This is a genomic window from Pantoea sp. LMR881 (assembly GCF_027157825.1).
In the GTDB taxonomy this organism is placed as follows: domain Bacteria; phylum Pseudomonadota; class Gammaproteobacteria; order Enterobacterales; family Enterobacteriaceae; genus Pantoea; species Pantoea haifensis.
Window position 1 is genome coordinate 1,454,833 of sequence record NZ_JAPVOK010000002.1, and the last position, 16,319, is coordinate 1,471,151.

Here is a 16,319-nt window from a genome sequence, read left to right on the forward strand (position 1 = left end):
AGATAACTTGCAGGACAAATGAGCCACGATTCTAACAATGACTCAACATGGCGGAACGGCAAAACATGGCACCGGCTGCAAAACGCGGTTTTACGCTGTGTTTTTCCGTCATGCTGCGTGCAAATTTTTCAGGAGAGGAATTTCACAGCGCGATTATGTGCAAAAACAATCATTCGCCCTGCTGACTATTGGCAGTGGCTCGATCACTATGAAAAAATATTTCAGGCTGTTACTGACAATTATCATCGGTCGATCTATGTTTAAAAAAACAGCAGCCCGATGCATGACGCAGGCTATTCTTGCCCGCGCAATGTTCTTAATCAGGCGAGTCACTACTCATCTGCACTATTAAGAACAACTGACTTTACTCAGAGATAAACGCTCATTGCGCAGCCGCGCAGTGGGCCTGTCGTTGTTTTAGCGGAGGTGGATGATGAGAGTGCAACCAAACAGCGCCAGCCGTGCTATCACCGACTATTTCAACAGCCCCGACTGGAACGCGCCACCAGAATCAGATTTACTGGCCGCGATTTTGCGTGAGCTAATGGAAGCGGGACAACCTGCCACCAATAAAGCGATCATTGCGCGCGTCATCGACAAGCTGGAATTTGAAGGTGATGAAAAACGCCTGCAAAATTACCGAACCCTGTTAGCGCAACTAATTGAAACACGGCCCAATGATGCCTGATCGGTCCGTTGAGATCCTCATTTGCTCTGCCGCGTGTTAAACGGATAAAAAAATTCCCGCCGTAGCGGGAATAAACAAGACGAGCATTGCATATTGAGAGTGACGAGGAAATCTCTTTAGTGCGCCGTTATCCTCGCCTGCTGCGATGACAGCCATATGACAATTTTCGCTTTTTATGGATTAGCCACAATAAACGCGACTGATGTTGCCGCTTTTGTCTGCCATAAAGTTCAGGCGATTAAGATTAAAATCCATGGTTACCGCCGCATTCCACGGGATCGCGCGCACCGGGTGCTCAAATCGTTGGCTGTTAAGTGAAGATAAAGGCTTGCCAACGTAGCTCTGATATTGCGAGGCACCGCAGCGATCGCTCTCAGCATCCTGCGATGCCGCAGCGGTTTCGGGTTTGCTGGCTGACTGGCAGGCAGTTAACGCCAAAAAACCCATTGCCATCAGCACTTTTCCATAATGTTTCACGTTTGCTCTCCTCTTAGACGTGTTAAACCCTGCCTCAAGGGTAGCAAACGTCTCTTACCGCTAACACCTGCTCAGCCAACGCATTCATGACGATCAAAAAATAAAAGCGGCTGCGATCACAATTTTTCAGATAAATCGCACACACTGTGTAAAATTTCGACGCCTGGCAGCTAAAATTACCTAAGAATTATCTGAGGTAAAAATGATGGAACTTGCAATCTTTATTGGCTTTGCCGTACTGATGACTCTGGTTGCCGTTAAAGTACGTTAAGCCTGATCCTTGTGATGCTGAGTTGTTCTCTCCAGAAGCGTACTGAATGCCGCTAACGGCATCGGTCGGCCAAGGAAATAGCCTTGCCCTTCCTCGCATGAAAGCTTTTTGAGCTGGTTCAGTTGCGCTTCTGTTTCAATGCCTTCTGCCGTGATAGTCAGCGCAAACGCACGGGCCAGTGCAATGATCCCCGCGACTACCGATTGTGCCTGCTGAGATTCGGGAAAATCTTTCATCCATGAGCGATCAATCTTCAGGCCGTTAAACGGAAAGGTCTTTAAATAGCCCAGCGCCGCATAACCTGTGCCAAAATCATCCACCGTTAAACGCACGCCCAACGAACGTAGCCCTTGCATGACTTCCAGCGCCTGCTGTGGATGTTCAAACGTGACGTTTTCCGTAATTTCCAGTTCCAGCCGCGTTGCCGGTAATCCACTCTCTTTTAGCGCCCTGGCAACGCGCTGGACCAAATCAGTGGTGCGGAACTCTATGGGTGAAATGTTAACCGAAACATAGCGATCGCCACCCCAGCCCAGCGCATCTTCACAGGCATGCCTGAGTACCCAATCACTGATCGTCGCGATGAGGCCATTCTCTTCCGCCAGCGGAATAAAACGATCCGGCGTAATCCACTGATCGGGCGCGGTCTGCCAGCGGATAAGGGCTTCTGCCCCTGCCAGCTGACCACTTAACAGTTGATAACGCGGCTGATAATGCAGGCGGAACTCATTGTTTTTCAGGGCGCGCTCAATGCGGCGCGCCATGTCGCGCTTGCTTTCACGCATGCTGGCCATTTCATTGGCATACCACACCCATTTATTACGCCCGGCTTCCCGCGCTTCGTTAAGGGCAATGTCAGACATTCGCAGCAGCGCCTCCGGATGACAGGCGTCCTGTGGTGCGCAGGCGATTCCCATACTGGCTGTGAGATAATGAACGTGTTGCCCGGTCGTAATCGGCTGCTGAACTTCATGTAATAGCTGCGCACAGCGTTCATCGATTTTGTCGCGATCGCCTTCACGCATAATCAATACAAATTCATCTCCGCCCAGACGCGCGGTAAGCTCGTGGGGACCAACGCAGGCTTTCAGACGTTGTGCCATTTGATTCAACACTAAATCCCCGCTGCGTGGCCCCAGGTCTCGTTGATCGGTTTGAACTGATCAAGGTCGAGGCTGATGATAGTCAACGGCACATCCAGATTGTATTGCTCAAGATGACTGGTAAGAAACTCCTGCAGCTGAACGCGATTGGGTAAGCCGGTCAGCACGTCGTGACGCGACAGAAACTGAATGCGTGCTTCCGCTTCCATGCCCTGAGTAATATCGGACACCGTGCCGCGAAAACCGATGCGTTTGTTGTTGTGCCAGACCGTTTTAGCCACCAGTTGGCCAATGCGGCGATCGCCTTGCGCCGACATAAACTGACAGCGCAGCGGCATTCGCTGCGGCTCTGATTCCTGACGCATCAGCCAGGTGACTAAAGAATGACTGGGATGCGTCAGTAAATGATCGATATGGCGTCCCAGCCAGTGAGGAATATCATGGCCGGTCACGGTGGTAAAACGCGCCGACAGATAGATTAACCGCCCCTCTTCATCCGTTTCCCAAATCCAGTCAGACGCGGCCTCGGCCAGATCACGGAAACGCGCTTCGCTGTTTGCCAGCTCCTGTTGACTGACCGCCAGCATGGCAAAGCGGCGGTCTGACAAAATAGCATTATGTAAGGCATGGCGACTGACGCGGCGGGTGATCCACGCAATAATGATCCCCATCACCAGCAGCAGCGGTAACAAAAACCAAATTAACCCCATGCCTGGCATTTTAGGGATCCAGCGTAATATCAACGGATCGGCGCCGGGTATCGCTGCAATCAGGCGAGGCTCCAGTTCGGCATCAATGGCATCTTTAGCCAGGCGTAAACCGTGCACTTCAAGCGATGCCCCTAACGTCTCCAGCTTGTCAGGCGTGAACAGGTTCACAAAGACCATCACCGACGGCGGACCTGACTTTTCCGGCAGGCCCGGCACTTTACCGGTGCTGACAGGTGCGGCGACCACAATGGCAGGCTGATGTAACACCAGCGCATTACGCGCAATGGCGGCGTCTTGTAGCGTGCGCGCGTGCGTAATCAGCGGCAGGCTGCTGTCACCGAGCCAGGTTTCCAGGGGCGTAAGGCTGAGTTCGCCATTGATGACGGCATACACCGTCTTGCCCTCACCGTTGACCACGAAAACGCCATCATAGTGATATTCCTGATAGAGACCCGGCCCGAAATTTTCCTCATCAAAAGCCCAGGTTTTGTTTACTGTGATATGTAAATTACGCCACGCCTCTCCCCAGAAAGCGTAATCGCGGATATCCGTTATCATCGCCTTTTTATGACTTTCCCACGCTTGCTGCATCAATGCCTGGTCGTGCTTAATCGACGCCTGGTTTTGACGTTGGGCTATGGACAACACCATCAGCATTGAAAGGATCAGCACGCCGAACAGCAGCAGCGTGAGCGTGCGTAAACTGCGGCGCGTAAAACGCACAGTGCGATCTTCAGCTCCGTTTACAAAGGGGCGCGGTGACGGTTCCTGAGGTACAAAAGTCATTAAGAAAGCTCACAACAAAGCGGAAAGTTCGGTTCGGGTGGCACGCGAATAGCGACTCATGCTGCCCAACCCAAATTCATTTCCTCAGTTATCGGCTCCGTCTGCGGGTGGTTTAGCCTGATGGTGCAATTTAACGCACATATTTTGTCGCGCAGCCTGACTCGACAGCGATCTGGCGCATTGCTACTATGCGCTAACCTTCGCTGGCTGGGTCGCCTATGAACACCAATTCCGACAAAGTGACGCTAACGCTTTTCTACGTTGGCAGCTTTGTGGTCTATTACCTCGTCACTATGTTGATTACGCTGTTTCCTAATTACGGCGTGCTGCGTAATGACGGCTTACTGGTGCCGGTGCTCTGCCTGTTTGAATTTGCTGTCATCTATCCGCTGTATCGCTTCTACTGCCAGCGTCGTGGCGATCTGCCGCTGGGTGAGCTACGTCCGCTGCAAACCCTGCTGTTCATTGTGGCTTTATTTATTCTGATGGCCGCGCAAACCCAGTTTTTACAGCCGGAAGGCTGGCTGGTTGAGCAGGCGCAGCAAGACCGACACTCACTGCTGATCCTGCTGCTCACCGCCGTCCTGCTTGCGCCGGTATTTGAAGAGGTGCTGTTCCGCGGCTTTTTATTGCAGGCATTTCTGCTGTGGGCACCACGCAGCCGCTTTGCCTGTATGTTACTGACCTCCCTGCTGTTCGCGATGATGCATACCCAATATGTTCACTGGGAAACCCTCATCGCGCTGACGCTGTTTTCACTGCTGCTCTGCTATGCCCGGCTACGCAGCAACAGTCTGGCCCTGCCCATTTTTCTGCATACGCTAAACAACCTTATCGCACTGCTTCCCGCCTGGTATTTCTCTGGCTAAAGCAATCATCGCTCAGGCTGATAATGCTCTGCCGCCGCGTTTGTCTATAATGGATCAAAAAGGATTAAAAAACGCCACAGTCCGGACCACCAGACCGTGTAAAGGAGTCGAGCAATGTTAATTGGATTTGTATTGTTAGTGAGCGCGTGCGGCCATGATGCTTGTGATGCTTTACCGGTGTCAGAACGGATTTACCCCACCAAAGAGGCCTGCGAACAAATGGCGGACCGCATCTATAAAGTACGGCCTAATGTGGTCCTGCTTTGTGGAGAAGTTCATCGATAATCCAGGGCCAGCGAGAGAAAGCACGTTCATAACGTTGCAAGCTGGCGCATTAGCGTACAAAATATAAGCTGTTGTTCACTGTTACCGTTGTGAATCCCATGAAAACATCACGCCCCCGTCGTCCAAACGGACGCTGGGTTTATTACATTTTGTATGATGGCATTCTGTGGCCGTGTCCTGTCCGATGGGAATGGGAGAGCGGCTATGGCGGCTGGCTGCCTTTTTATTACTCTCCGACCTTTGAGTTTGTGGCAGGCGATCCTGGCAAAGCGTATCGCATTGCACGCAGCGATGTGCGTAGCAAACGACGCGAAAGCGAATACGTGTAGCCGCGACTACTGCCATTCCCACGGCAGCCATGATGCGGTCATAACATAGTGGATGACTTCCAGCACCAGCACGATCATCACCAAAATGCCGAGTTTATGCCGACAAATCCATGATTTCAGGCCCATATCATCGCAGCCCAACGAATCAGCAGTAAGGCGCCACAAATACAGAGCAGAACCAGCACCATTTTCCAGTGCTTCTTCGCAGCCAGATACCTTGCCACATCCGTTTCCTCCCCAGCCAGAAAGCGAAGATGCGCCTTGAGGCGCATCTGTTACGGTCATCAGCAGGACCGTGCTGTTTTCAGCCGTTCAGGCCGCCAAAGGCGACCGCTGCGGACTTAATTATTCAGGGTGTAATCAAGCGTGATTTCAGCATTCAATACCTGAGAAACCGGGCAGCCCTCTTTGGCTTTATTGATGATCTCCTTAAATGTCGCCTCATCCATGCCTGGCAGCTCAACGGTGCTGGTCAGCGCCACTTTAGTAATGGCAAAACCTTCGCCTTTTTTATCCAGCGAGACATCTGCCGTCGTGTCGATGCTTTTCGGTGGAAAACCTTCTTGTCCCAACATCAGCGACAGCGCCATGGAAAAACAGGCCGCGTGCGCAGCACCAATCAGCTCTTCTGGGTTTGTGCCTTTTTCCCCTTCGAAACGGGTATTAAAGCCATAGGGCTGCTGGCTCAGCACACCGCTCTCGGTGCTTACCGTACCTTTTCCTTTAATATCGCCTTCCCAATGCGCCGAACCTTTCTTATGAATGGTCATGTCATTCCTCCTGTTGGTAAAGAAGGTAAGTATAGACAACAGATCTGACTTCGCCGGATCAGCTTACCGCCCGTGGACGGGCGGGGATCACATGTTCGTTCATGAGTGCATTGGCCTGCACCAGTGAATCACGGGTAATTTCGGCGATCGATTTCGCCCCGGTGAGCGTCATCGCAACACGCATCTCTTTCTCGAACAGGCTAAGCAGATTCTCCACGCCACGCTGACCGTGAGTTGCTAAAGCATAGATAAAGGCGCGTCCGAGCAACACCGTATCGGCACCCAGCGCAATCATACGCACCACGTCCAGCCCGTTTCGGATGCCGCTGTCGGCCAGAATAGCAATGTCCCCTTTCACCGCATCGGCGATAGCAGGCAAGGCACGTGCTGACGAGAGCACGCCATCCAGCTGGCGACCGCCGTGATTAGAGACCACAATGCCGTCTGCGCCGAAGCGCACCGCATCACGCGCATCTTCCGGATCGAGAATGCCTTTGATCACCATTGGACCGTCCCAGAACTCACGGATCCATTCCAGATCTTTCCAGGAGATGGACGGATCGAAATTATTCGCCAGCCAGCCGATGTAATCTTCTAATCCGGTTGGTTTACCCAGATAAGTCGAAATATTGCCCAGATCGTGCGGGCGACCGTGCAAGCCAACATCCAGCGCCCATTGCGGATGCGTTATCGCCTGCCAGTAACGCCGCAGCGCCGCGTTGGCGCCACTCATGCCGGAATGAGCGTCACGATAGCGTGCCCCCGGCGTAGGCATATCCACGGTAAATACCAGCGTTGAGCAGCCTGCCGCTTTGGCGCGCTCAAGTGCGTTACGCATAAAACCCCGATCGCGTAGTATGTAAAGCTGGAACCACATCGGGCGATTAATTTGCGGTGCAACCTCTTCAATCGGGCAAACGGACACCGTTGATAAGGTAAACGGAATGCCTTTCAGCGCCGCCGCACGCGCCGCCTGAACTTCACCACGCCGCGCATACATGCCGCATAAGCCAACCGGTGCCAGCGCCACCGGCATCGACAAAGTTTCGTTGAACAGTTTGGTCTCAAGGCTTAAATCTGACATGTTCTTCAGTATGCGCTGGCGCAGCGCGACGTCAGCCAAATCATCCACATTGCGACGCAAGGTATGCTCTGCATAAGCACCACCGTCAGCATAATGGAACAAAAACGGCGGCAGGATGCGTTGCGCGGCGGCGCGATAATCGCTGGAAGCAGAAATGATCATGAGTCGTTTTCCTTACGGTTACGAATTTCGTTGCCCGGCAAGCGGGTAATGCGTGCCTGGCGAGCTTCATCTTCGTGCAGGCTTTTTATCGTGGTGTGGACAAAGCCAAGATGCTGCATTGCTGCCAGGCGTGCGGCTTCGGCGTCTCCGGCAAGGATCGCGTTGAGCATCGCCTGATGCTGTTCCGTTATCTGCGCAAAAATCACCGGCTGGGTGTACATGCGTTGACGGCTTTGCAGCACCGAGGATTGCAGCAGATCGAAAAAGCCGCGCATGGTTTGCAGCAGCACGACATTGTGTGATGCCTCTGCGATAGCCAGGTGAAAACGCAGATCGGCCTGTGCTGCGAGATCGGGATCGTCGCTCTCTTTCAGTTTCAGCGTGGCATCAAAGGCATACTGCAGCTTCTCTTTGTCAGACTCGGTTGCGCGTAACGCGGCGTGCCACGCAGTGCTCGCTTCAATCGCGTGACGCGCTTCCAGCACGTCATAGCGATAATCGGGATCGGCGACCAGCAACTGACGAATTGGCTCAACGATGCGCTGTTCTGACCAGGGTGCAAGCTGTTGACGTAGCCACGTTCCCCCTCCGCGTCGGCTGATCAGCAGACCGCTACTGATCAGCTGCTGAATCGCCTCGCGCAGCGATGATCGTGACACGCCAAGCTCGGCGGCTAACTGACGTTCAGCGGGCAACCGCATGCCAGGCTCCAGTTGGTGTTCGCTGATGTACGCTTTGAGGCGTACCACCAGATGTTCCGCCAGCGGCGGGCTGTTTTGCGTCATGGAATCATCCAGGGAAGACATAAGCCTGTAGGGTCGTAATGACACCCACCATGCAGGTAAAGATCAGGCTGTGTTTAACCGTGAAGCGGAACAGATCGGACTCTTTGCCCACCAGTCCCACCGCCGCGCAGGCGATGGCAATCGACTGCGGAGAGATCATCTTACCGGTGACACCGCCCGTGGTGTTCGCTGCCACCAGCAGCACATCCGATACGCCAATTTGCTGGGCAGTAGTCGCCTGTAATGCGGCAAACAACGCATTCGACGACGTATCAGATCCGGTGAGAAACACACCTAACCAGCCGAGGAACGGCGAGAAGAAGGTAAAAGCATCGCCGGTATGCGCCAGCGCCAGTGCCAGCGTGGCTGAGAGTCCTGAATAGTTAGAGATGAAGGCAAACGCCAGCACCATGCCAATAGAATAAATGGGCAACGCTAACTCTTTTAATGTCTCGCCAAAGGTTTGTATTGCGGCTTTTGGCTTCATGCGCAGGAACACCATTGCCATGAAGGCTGCCAGCAAAATAGCCGTGCCGGTCGCCGAGACGATATCGAATTTAAAGATGGCAGGATAAGGCGTGGCACTGCCCACCACTGGCGGCATGCGCGCCACCAGTTCATTGAGCAACGGAACCGGCATGCTAAAGACCCAATCGGCCAGTGCCCCCCTTTGGCAAACAGAGCCTTGAACGGTGGAACACTCCACAGCGTGACGGTGGCGGTAAGAAACAGGAACGGCATCCAGGCTCGAATAACCTGCCCGGTACTGTATTGTTTACGTGTCAAATCCTGATCAACAATCGACGCACCCACATCGTTAAACCGGAAGATGCGTACCGGTTTCCAGCGGCGCAAAAACAGCGTCAGGCAGACCAGCGAAGCGAGTGAAGAGATAATATCGGGCAGTTCCGGGCCAAGGAAGTTCGAACTCAGGAACTGCGCTATCGCAAAGGATCCTCCTGCCACCAGAACTGCCGGCCAGGTCTCTTTAATGCCTCGCCAGCCATCCATAATCGCCATAATCCAGAACAAAACGATAATAGTGAGCAGCGGTAGCTGGCGGCCTGCCATCTGGCCAATGGCGAAGCTATCAAGCCCGGTAACCTGCCCGGCGACGATGATGGGAATGCCCATTGCACCAAACGCCACTGGCGCGGTATTGACGATTAAGCACAGACCGGCGGCATATAACGGATTGAATCCAAGGCCCACCAGCAGTGCAGCGGTAATAGCAACCGGTGCGCCAAAACCCGCCGCGCCTTCAAGAAACGCACCAAACGAGAAGCCAACAATCAGCATCTGCAAACGCTGATCGGGTGTGATGGATAAAATCGAGGCGCGGATGATGTCGAACTGTCCGGTTTTGACCGAAATTTTATAAACGAACACCGCCGCAACAATAATCCATGCAATCGGCCATAAACCGTATAAGAAACCATAGCCCACAGAGGCCAGCGCCTGTCCGGTCGGCATACGGTAGAGCAACAGCGCCACCAGCAGCGCCAGCGCCACGGTAGCCGTGGCGGCCACATAGCCTTTTAGCTTCAGCTTAATGAGCGCAAAGAAGAAGAACAGAATGGGGATCAACGCGATCAGGCTCGACAACCATATATTGCCGAGCGGATCGTAATTTTGTTGCCAAACCTGCATGCCGTTATCTCCAGAGAAACGATGAAGAAGCGTGCGCCATCATTTATACACAAGCGCACCGATAACCTTTTATCTGCCCGGATTGGTCAGACCAAAAACGGGCAGCGAGGCCTACTGGCAACAGATGTTTAACGCTTTATTAACCTGAGACAACAGGTATGGCGTGATTTTTCCTGTTCTGTGAAGCAGGAAAATTTTTTCATAAAATTGGTAGGACCAAATCAGCCGTTTTGCATGGGAAAAGCGCGCCGGTAACTGCGTGGATGAAAGCGCAGGTTGAGTAAAAACAGCAGACACGTCACGGCAGCCTGCAGCGCCCATATGCTGCTAAAAGAAGAGACGAAGGCGTGCAGCTGCCCGGCAATAAACGGCATACATCCCGCAATGATAAAGCCAATACCCTGCATGAACGCCACCAGTCGCGCAGCGGCCTGGGGCTGTGTCAGATGATCTAACGCCAGCACTAACGCTAACGGAAACGCACCTCCCAACCCAAAACCGGCAATACCGGCCCACAGCCACGGCGCGGCCTGGGGGCTAACAAAAATCCCACCATACCGCTGAGCTGCATACACAGTGCCAGCAACAGCAGCGGGCGACGATCCGCGCCCCGTACCAGCAGGGGCAATAACAGAGCGCCAGCTACCTGACAGCTGATCATCATGCCGAGCAGGCTGCCGCCCGCCTGTGCACTCCAGCCCTGTTGCTGGTAGAAGTCAGGCAGCCACGCCACACAAATCGCATAACCTCCATTTACCAGGCCAAAGCTGGTTGCCAGCGCCCAGGCGCGTGGTCTGCGCCACAGCACGGGCATCGCTGACGAGGCTGATGGTTGTGCTGCGCTGAGCGGAACGCACATCCACAGCAGCAGTGCCAGCAATACCGGGATTGCCCAGCAGCTTAACGCGCCCTGCCAGCCAAAATGTGTGCTTAACCATGGAGTGGCTGCCGCCGCTAAACCGCCGCCGCCCATTAACGCTCCGGCCCACAAGCCGGTGATGACTGCATTGCGTTTAGCAAACTGCTGGCGAATAAGGCCCGGCATGGCCATTTGCACGACGCCAATTCCCAATCCGCCCGGTACGGTACTCCATACCAGCCCGCTTTCCCCGGAAATCATCAAACGGCTGCCGGTAGCAAACAGCAGCAATACCAATCCGCCCGTCAGCACGTTACGCACCGGAAAACGCTGCATCAGTGGCGCACTTAACAGCGCCATAGCGCCCATCATGATCATCGGTACGGCGGGCAGCAGTGAAGCTGCCAGCGGGGATAGTCCAGTGCTTTGACGTAGCTGATTCAGCAATGGACTGACGGCAGTCATAAGAGGACGCATATTCAGGCCCGCCAGAATCAGCGCGAAGAGGGTCACCGCTTCTGTATATCGTTTCATGCACAATCCGAAAATTTAAAGATTGCCAGCCTGACAGCGTTAGTTACTATTTGGAAATAAAATATTACGCATGCTGGTAGTGGAAAAATGAATCGACATCCTATGTTCACCCCGCAACAGCTACTGAGCTTTGTCGCTGTGTGTGAAACCGCCAGCTTTACCCGCGCCGCCGAGCGCGTTCATCTGTCGCAGTCTACCGTGAGCCAGCAGGTGCGTCGGCTGGAGGAGATGGTTGGTAAAGCACTGCTGTCACGCTCATCGCATCAGGTTCAGATCACTGAAGAGGGTGAAAAGCTGCTTGGCTATGCCCGTCGCATTATTACGCTGAATGGCGAAGCGCATGATGTATTGAGTGATAAATGGCGCGACGGCGTGCTGCGGTTGGGCGTACCGGAAGATTTTGCCGCGCCTACCGCCGGACTGCTGGCAAATTTTAGCCGCGAACATCCACACCTGCGACTGGATGTGATGAGTGGTATGCAGGTTGAACTGCGGCGCGCCTGGCAGCGTGAGGAGCTGGATATCATGCTGATAAAACAGCTTCATGGTGAACGTCCACTGGCAGCACGTCCAGAGCCGCTCCTGTGGCTGGACAGTGCGGCACACCCCTGTTTTGAACAAGCGCCCGTTCCGCTGGTGATGTTCCCGCAGCAGGGTTTGTATCGCGAAGAGATGTGCCAGACGCTGGATGCGCTGGGCCGTAGCTGGCGCATCAGCTATAGCAGTGCGAGTCTGGTGGCGCTGGCCGCTGCCAGTGCGCAGGGGCTGGGTTTAACGCTGCTGCCAGCCAGCTGTCGCTTACCCCAGCATCGCGTGCTGGACCATCAGCACGGCTTGCCTGAAATCAATACTTTTGAGCTGGCACTGTTTTGTCGGCATCCTGACGATGCGCTTCAGCGTCAGCTGGCCACTGCGTTAGTGGAATTTGGCCAACTTAACTGGCAGTGATTTATTAAATAGTTGCCAGTGGAAAATAGCGCAGCACCGGGCACAACCTTTTGTCAGATTAAGAGAGTCTTTTTTGCCGGAGCCTCTGATGACACTTTCACCTCCCACCAGCCGCCGCGCGTTTCTGAGCCAGGGCTTGCGCTGGACAGCTGCTGGCAGCTTAATTGCTGCGGGCATGCAAACTGCTGTTGCAGCCGCACACCCCCAACTGCCTTCTTCCCTGCCGCATGCGGATCGCTATCTGCTGCGCAATGTGCGTCTCGAAGAGGGATTTGAGTGCGATGGCAGTGAGATCGTCGCGACCAGAACCGCGTTGTATGACATCACGATTAATAACGGTGAGTTTGAGCAGCTTCTCCCGGCAGGACAAGGTCCAGCCACTCTGCCCGCCTGGGATGCACAAGGCGGGTTGTTGTTGCCCTCCACACAGGATATGCACATCCATCTCGACAAAACGTTTTACGGCGGTCCCTGGCACGCTCCGCGCCCGCGCCAGGGAAAACGATTATGGATATGATTGCGCGTGAACAGGTTTTGATCCCTCAGTTACTGCCAACCTCCAGCGCACGTGCCGAAAGCCTGATACGTCTGTTGCAATCGAAAGGTACGACCCGTGCGCGTAGCCATTGCAATATCGATCCGGTTAGCGGTCTGAAAAGTCTGGAACATCTGCAAATCGCGCTGGCTAAACACCCCGATTTTTCCTGCGAGATTGTCGCTTTTCCTCAGCATGGTTTACTGCATTCACAGGTGGATAGTCTGATGCGTGAGGCGATGCAGCGGGGTGTGCACTTTGTCGGTGGGCTCGATCCTACCCAGGTTGATGGCGCGATGGAGAAATCGCTGGATGCGATGTTTCAGATTGCGCTCGACTTTGAGCGTGGTGTTGATATTCACCTGCATGAAACGTCGCCCGCTGGCGTAGCAGCGATTCGCTATATGATCGCCACGGTGGCAAAAAATCCAGCCCTGAAAGGGAAAGTTACGCTCAGCCACGGCTTTGCCCTCGCAACACTTGATGGCAGCGAACTGGACGAGATAATTCATGATCTGGCCGAACAGCAGTTTAGCGTGGCGTCAACGTTGCCCATCGGCAAACTCACGATGCCGCTACCGCAGCTTCAGGCGGCAGGCATTAACGTAATCACTGGCACCGACAGCGTTATTGACCACTGGTCACCGTTTGGCACCGGCAGCATGCTGGAAAAAGCGAATCTTTATGCGCAGCTTTATCGCGGTTCAGATGAGTATTCACTGACTCGCGCCCTGGCTATTGCCACAGAAGGTGTTTTGCCCCTGTCAGCGCAAGGCGAGCGTCAATGGCCGAAGCAGGGAGATGACGCCAGTATGATGATTGTGACAGCGAGTTGTTCAGCAGAGGCGGTTGCGCGTGTTTCTCCGGTCGTTGCGACCTTTGCTCGCGGTAAAGCGGTATTTACCTCCTCCCGGTGAAAAAGAAAAGCCTCCATAAGGAGGCTTTAATCAATCTGAAAATCTGCCGTGTCAGGCGCTTTTTGACAGATCATTTTTCGACATAATTTCCATTGCCAGCGCATACAAGCGACGATCTTCCTGATCACAGGGCTCATCTTCCGCGTAACAGCCGATCATGGAAGCGATCTTATCGGCAGATAAGCTTTCTCCATGAACGTGCAACGTCAACACGGCGCGGCCCACTATTTTAAGCACATTTTCATGTGATCCCTGGATACTATTACTCAATGAAAAACCCTCTAACGGTCGTTGTAATAGGAATATGGCGCGCTAAATATAAAGCAATTGGCTTAAGATTTTTATCGGCAACACAGGTTATATTTTTTAATGATTAATTTTATTACTGTAGTAAATAAAACAGACGGTTCTGATTTAACGCATAAATAAGTATCAAAATCGCCTGTTTATAAAGATATCTTTGGCCTTATCGTGCGGTTTATTTGCCACGAAATGATCAAGATTTGCTAAATGTATTAGAAAATACCAACCATTAATTTCAAACTTCGGTTTAATCCTAATGCTGTTTAGCCTGATTGCTGCATCTGATTCATCTTCAAGGTTCCCGTTGCCGTTGCATGCGCTTTCTGCCAGACTTGCGCGCGCAATAATGCCCTTCACTTTCTGCCGCAGAGGCCGCGCCCGTGACCGCTTTTTCTACTCTTAATACGCTTCCTGACAGTCAACTCGATAACCTGCGCGAGATGGGCTATATCAGCATGACGCCTGTTCAGGCCGCCACGCTGCCCGCTATTTTGCAGGGACGCGACGTGCGTGCACAGGCGAAAACCGGTAGCGGCAAAACCGCTGCTTTTGGTATTGGCTTGTTGCAGCAGATCGACAGCACGCAGTTTCAGACCCAGGCGCTGATTTTATGCCCAACCCGTGAACTGGCAGATCAGGTCAGTAATGCCCTGCGCCAGCTGGCACGCTTCACGCGCAATATTAAGGTACTGACGCTCTGCGGTGGTCAGCCCATTAGTGCCCAGCGCGATTCGCTTAACCATGCACCCCATATTATTGTGGGCACGCCAGGCCGTATTCTTGATCACATTAAGCGTGAAAATATTCAGTTAGATAACCTGCGCACGCTGGTACTGGATGAAGCCGATCGCATGCTGGAAATGGGGTTTCGCGACGATATGGAAGCCATTATTGAAGCGACGCCATCCTCGCGTCAGACCCTGCTGTTTTCTGCTACCTGGCCCGAAGCCATTGCAGCAATCAGCACGCGCTTTCAGCGCGATGCCTTGAGCGTAGTGACTGAAGAGGTCAGCGAATTACCCAACATTGAACAGCAATTTATTGAGGCCAGTAACAGTGAAAAGCTGCCGCTGCTGATCGCCCTGCTGAGCGAACGTCAGCCCTCATCCTGTGTCGTGTTTTGTAACACCAAACGCGAATGTGATGATATTGCTGCTGCGCTTAACGATCGTGACATCAGTACGCTGGCGCTGCATGGCGATCTGGAACAGCGCGATCGCGAGCGCGTTCTGATCCGCTTCGCTAATGGCAGTGGTCGCGTACTGGTCGCAACCGACGTTGCGGCGCGCGGTCTGGACATTAAATCGCTGGCACTCGTCGTAAACTACCAGCTGGCCTGGGATCCTGAAGTACACGTCCATCGCATCGGGCGTACCGCACGCGCCGGCGAACAGGGCGCAGCCGTGAGTTTTGTCGCAGCCGATGAGATGGCGCGTGCGCACGCGCTGGAAGACTTTTTACAGCAGTCGCTGCCGTGGGTTGCCGCCAGCACGCTGAAAAAAGGCAGCAGTAAACCCTTACCCGCCGCCATGATGACGCTCTGTATTGATGGGGGTCGCAAAGCCAAAATTCGTCCGGGTGATATTTTGGGCGCCCTCACGGGTGAAGCGGGCTATCGCGCTGAACAAATTGGAAAAATTGTCCTGACACCGACACACGCTTATGTCGCGATTGACGCGGCACAGGCTAAGAATGCGTTGGTAAAACTCAAGCAGGGAAAAATCAAAGGCAAAACCTGCCGGGCAATTTTACTGAAGGACTGACAGATTCAGACAGGCCGGGCGAGGCATCACCTCGCCCGGTAAATATTAAGGTTTTTCAATCGCGGTAACTTGCAAGGTGGTATCTTCACCTTTGCCTTTGACTCTGCCATTCACGCGGACTTTGTCATTCGCCTGATAGGTTTTCCCGTCAAAGGTTTTTTCCGGCGCAATGATGGTAATAGTGCCGGTTGTATCGCGGAACTGATAACGATCGCCCTGCTCTTTTTTCACAATATAGCCTTCCAGCGTGACATAACCATCCTGACGAAAATCACGAATCTGATTAATATGCGTCTGTCCGGTGTCTTCCGATCCTTTATAGCCTGCATCCTGCTTTGACTGCGAGGGTGCTGTCTCACCGCCTTCAAAGCCGCCTTTCTCCGCATATACACCTGAACTCAACATCACTAACAGTGTGGCTAACATGACTTTTTTCATTATGCGCTCCTTTATCTGAAAGGTTATCCATTTCACATTGTCACCGTTAAGCC

12 protein-coding genes and 4 pseudogenes are annotated in these 16,319 nt (G+C 53.4%); 6 read left to right on the top strand and 10 right to left on the bottom strand.

What is annotated here, in order from left to right:
- Nucleotides 1-433 precede the first annotated feature (433 nt).
- Nucleotides 434-688: a biofilm development regulator YmgB/AriR family protein gene (locus O3W44_RS08750; protein ID WP_269294401.1), complete on the top strand. Its 255-nt coding sequence runs from the start codon at nucleotides 434-436 to the stop codon at nucleotides 686-688.
- A 180-nt stretch (nucleotides 689-868) separates the two neighbouring features.
- On the opposite strand, the gene O3W44_RS08755 is transcribed toward O3W44_RS08750, so the two are convergent.
- Nucleotides 869-1,165 carry an I78 family peptidase inhibitor gene (locus O3W44_RS08755; protein WP_269292762.1) on the bottom strand — a complete coding sequence of 99 codons (297 nt, stop codon included), beginning with the start codon at nucleotides 1,163-1,165 and terminating at the stop codon, nucleotides 869-871.
- Between the two features lie 267 nt (nucleotides 1,166-1,432).
- Nucleotides 1,433-4,035 (bottom strand): annotated as a pseudogene (locus O3W44_RS08760) (bifunctional diguanylate cyclase/phosphodiesterase).
- 218 nt (nucleotides 4,036-4,253) lie between these two features.
- On the opposite strand from O3W44_RS08760, the gene O3W44_RS08765 reads away from it, so the two are divergent.
- Both O3W44_RS08765 and O3W44_RS08770 read left to right on the top strand, forming a co-directional pair.
- Nucleotides 4,254-4,904 (top strand): CPBP family intramembrane glutamic endopeptidase, encoded by a 651-nt coding sequence (locus O3W44_RS08765; protein WP_269292763.1) that lies wholly within the window; start codon nucleotides 4,254-4,256, stop codon nucleotides 4,902-4,904.
- 383 nt (nucleotides 4,905-5,287) lie between these two features.
- Nucleotides 5,288-5,518, top strand: coding sequence for a hypothetical protein (locus O3W44_RS08770; RefSeq protein WP_269292764.1), 231 nt, complete (start codon nucleotides 5,288-5,290; stop codon nucleotides 5,516-5,518).
- A gap of 116 nt (nucleotides 5,519-5,634) precedes the next feature.
- Here the strand turns inward: O3W44_RS08770 and yniD are convergent, their stop codons facing one another.
- From yniD to O3W44_RS08800, 6 genes and pseudogenes are all read right to left on the bottom strand, one after another.
- On the bottom strand, nucleotides 5,635-5,742 hold the full coding sequence (gene yniD / locus O3W44_RS08775) for a small membrane protein YniD (RefSeq protein ID WP_269292765.1): 108 nt from the start codon (nucleotides 5,740-5,742) through the stop codon (nucleotides 5,635-5,637).
- A gap of 117 nt (nucleotides 5,743-5,859) precedes the next feature.
- Nucleotides 5,860-6,288 (bottom strand): OsmC family protein, encoded by a 429-nt coding sequence (locus tag O3W44_RS08780; protein WP_269292766.1) that lies wholly within the window; start codon nucleotides 6,286-6,288, stop codon nucleotides 5,860-5,862.
- A 58-nt stretch (nucleotides 6,289-6,346) separates the two neighbouring features.
- The gene (gene lldD, locus O3W44_RS08785) at nucleotides 6,347-7,534 is read right to left on the bottom strand and encodes an FMN-dependent L-lactate dehydrogenase LldD (protein WP_269292767.1); all 1,188 of its coding nucleotides are present in this window, start codon (nucleotides 7,532-7,534) and stop codon (nucleotides 6,347-6,349) included.
- The gene (lldR, locus tag O3W44_RS08790) at nucleotides 7,531-8,319 is read right to left on the bottom strand and encodes a transcriptional regulator LldR (RefSeq protein ID WP_269292768.1); all 789 of its coding nucleotides are present in this window, start codon (nucleotides 8,317-8,319) and stop codon (nucleotides 7,531-7,533) included. The genes lldD and lldR overlap by 4 nt, the downstream gene beginning before the upstream one ends.
- Nucleotides 8,316-9,969 (bottom strand): annotated as a pseudogene (gene lldP, locus O3W44_RS08795) (L-lactate permease). The gene lldR and the pseudogene lldP overlap by 4 nt, the downstream one beginning before the upstream one ends.
- Before the next feature lie 221 nt (nucleotides 9,970-10,190).
- Nucleotides 10,191-11,362, bottom strand: a pseudogene (locus O3W44_RS08800) (cyanate transporter).
- A gap of 87 nt (nucleotides 11,363-11,449) precedes the next feature.
- On the opposite strand from O3W44_RS08800, the gene O3W44_RS08805 reads away from it, so the two are divergent.
- The gene (locus O3W44_RS08805; protein ID WP_269292769.1) at nucleotides 11,450-12,310 is read left to right on the top strand and encodes a LysR family transcriptional regulator; all 861 of its coding nucleotides are present in this window, start codon (nucleotides 11,450-11,452) and stop codon (nucleotides 12,308-12,310) included.
- Nucleotides 12,311-12,398: 88 nt separating this feature from the next.
- Nucleotides 12,399-13,762: pseudogene (locus tag O3W44_RS08810) on the top strand (amidohydrolase).
- A 51-nt stretch (nucleotides 13,763-13,813) separates the two neighbouring features.
- Here O3W44_RS08810 and O3W44_RS08815 read toward each other — a convergent pair.
- The gene (locus O3W44_RS08815; RefSeq protein ID WP_269292770.1) at nucleotides 13,814-14,032 is read right to left on the bottom strand and encodes a hypothetical protein; all 219 of its coding nucleotides are present in this window, start codon (nucleotides 14,030-14,032) and stop codon (nucleotides 13,814-13,816) included.
- A 413-nt stretch (nucleotides 14,033-14,445) separates the two neighbouring features.
- On the opposite strand from O3W44_RS08815, the gene dbpA reads away from it, so the two are divergent.
- Nucleotides 14,446-15,828 (top strand): ATP-dependent RNA helicase DbpA, encoded by a 1,383-nt coding sequence (gene dbpA / locus O3W44_RS08820; protein WP_269292771.1) that lies wholly within the window; start codon nucleotides 14,446-14,448, stop codon nucleotides 15,826-15,828.
- 45 nt (nucleotides 15,829-15,873) lie between these two features.
- Here dbpA and O3W44_RS08825 read toward each other — a convergent pair whose 3' ends face one another.
- Nucleotides 15,874-16,266 carry a YgiW/YdeI family stress tolerance OB fold protein gene (locus O3W44_RS08825; RefSeq protein WP_269292772.1) on the bottom strand — a complete coding sequence of 131 codons (393 nt, stop codon included), beginning with the start codon at nucleotides 16,264-16,266 and terminating at the stop codon, nucleotides 15,874-15,876.
- Nucleotides 16,267-16,319: the final 53 nt, after the last annotated feature.

Excerpts from the sequence above, each read along its gene's own strand:
- O3W44_RS08765 (WP_269292763.1), top strand. The coding sequence starts at position 4,254 with ATGAACACCAATTCCGACAAAGTGACGCTAACGCTTTTCTACGTTGGC.
- O3W44_RS08805 (WP_269292769.1), top strand. The coding sequence starts at position 11,450 with ATGAATCGACATCCTATGTTCACCCCGCAACAGCTACTGAGCTTTGTC.
- O3W44_RS08780 (WP_269292766.1), bottom strand. The coding sequence starts at position 6,288 with ATGACCATTCATAAGAAAGGTTCGGCGCATTGGGAAGGCGATATTAAA.
- O3W44_RS08770 (WP_269292764.1), top strand. The coding sequence starts at position 5,288 with ATGAAAACATCACGCCCCCGTCGTCCAAACGGACGCTGGGTTTATTAC.
- lldR (WP_269292768.1), bottom strand. The coding sequence starts at position 8,319 with ATGACGCAAAACAGCCCGCCGCTGGCGGAACATCTGGTGGTACGCCTC.
- O3W44_RS08750 (WP_269294401.1), top strand. The coding sequence starts at position 434 with ATGAGAGTGCAACCAAACAGCGCCAGCCGTGCTATCACCGACTATTTC.
- O3W44_RS08825 (WP_269292772.1), bottom strand. The coding sequence starts at position 16,266 with ATGAAAAAAGTCATGTTAGCCACACTGTTAGTGATGTTGAGTTCAGGT.
- lldD (WP_269292767.1), bottom strand. The coding sequence starts at position 7,534 with ATGATCATTTCTGCTTCCAGCGATTATCGCGCCGCCGCGCAACGCATC.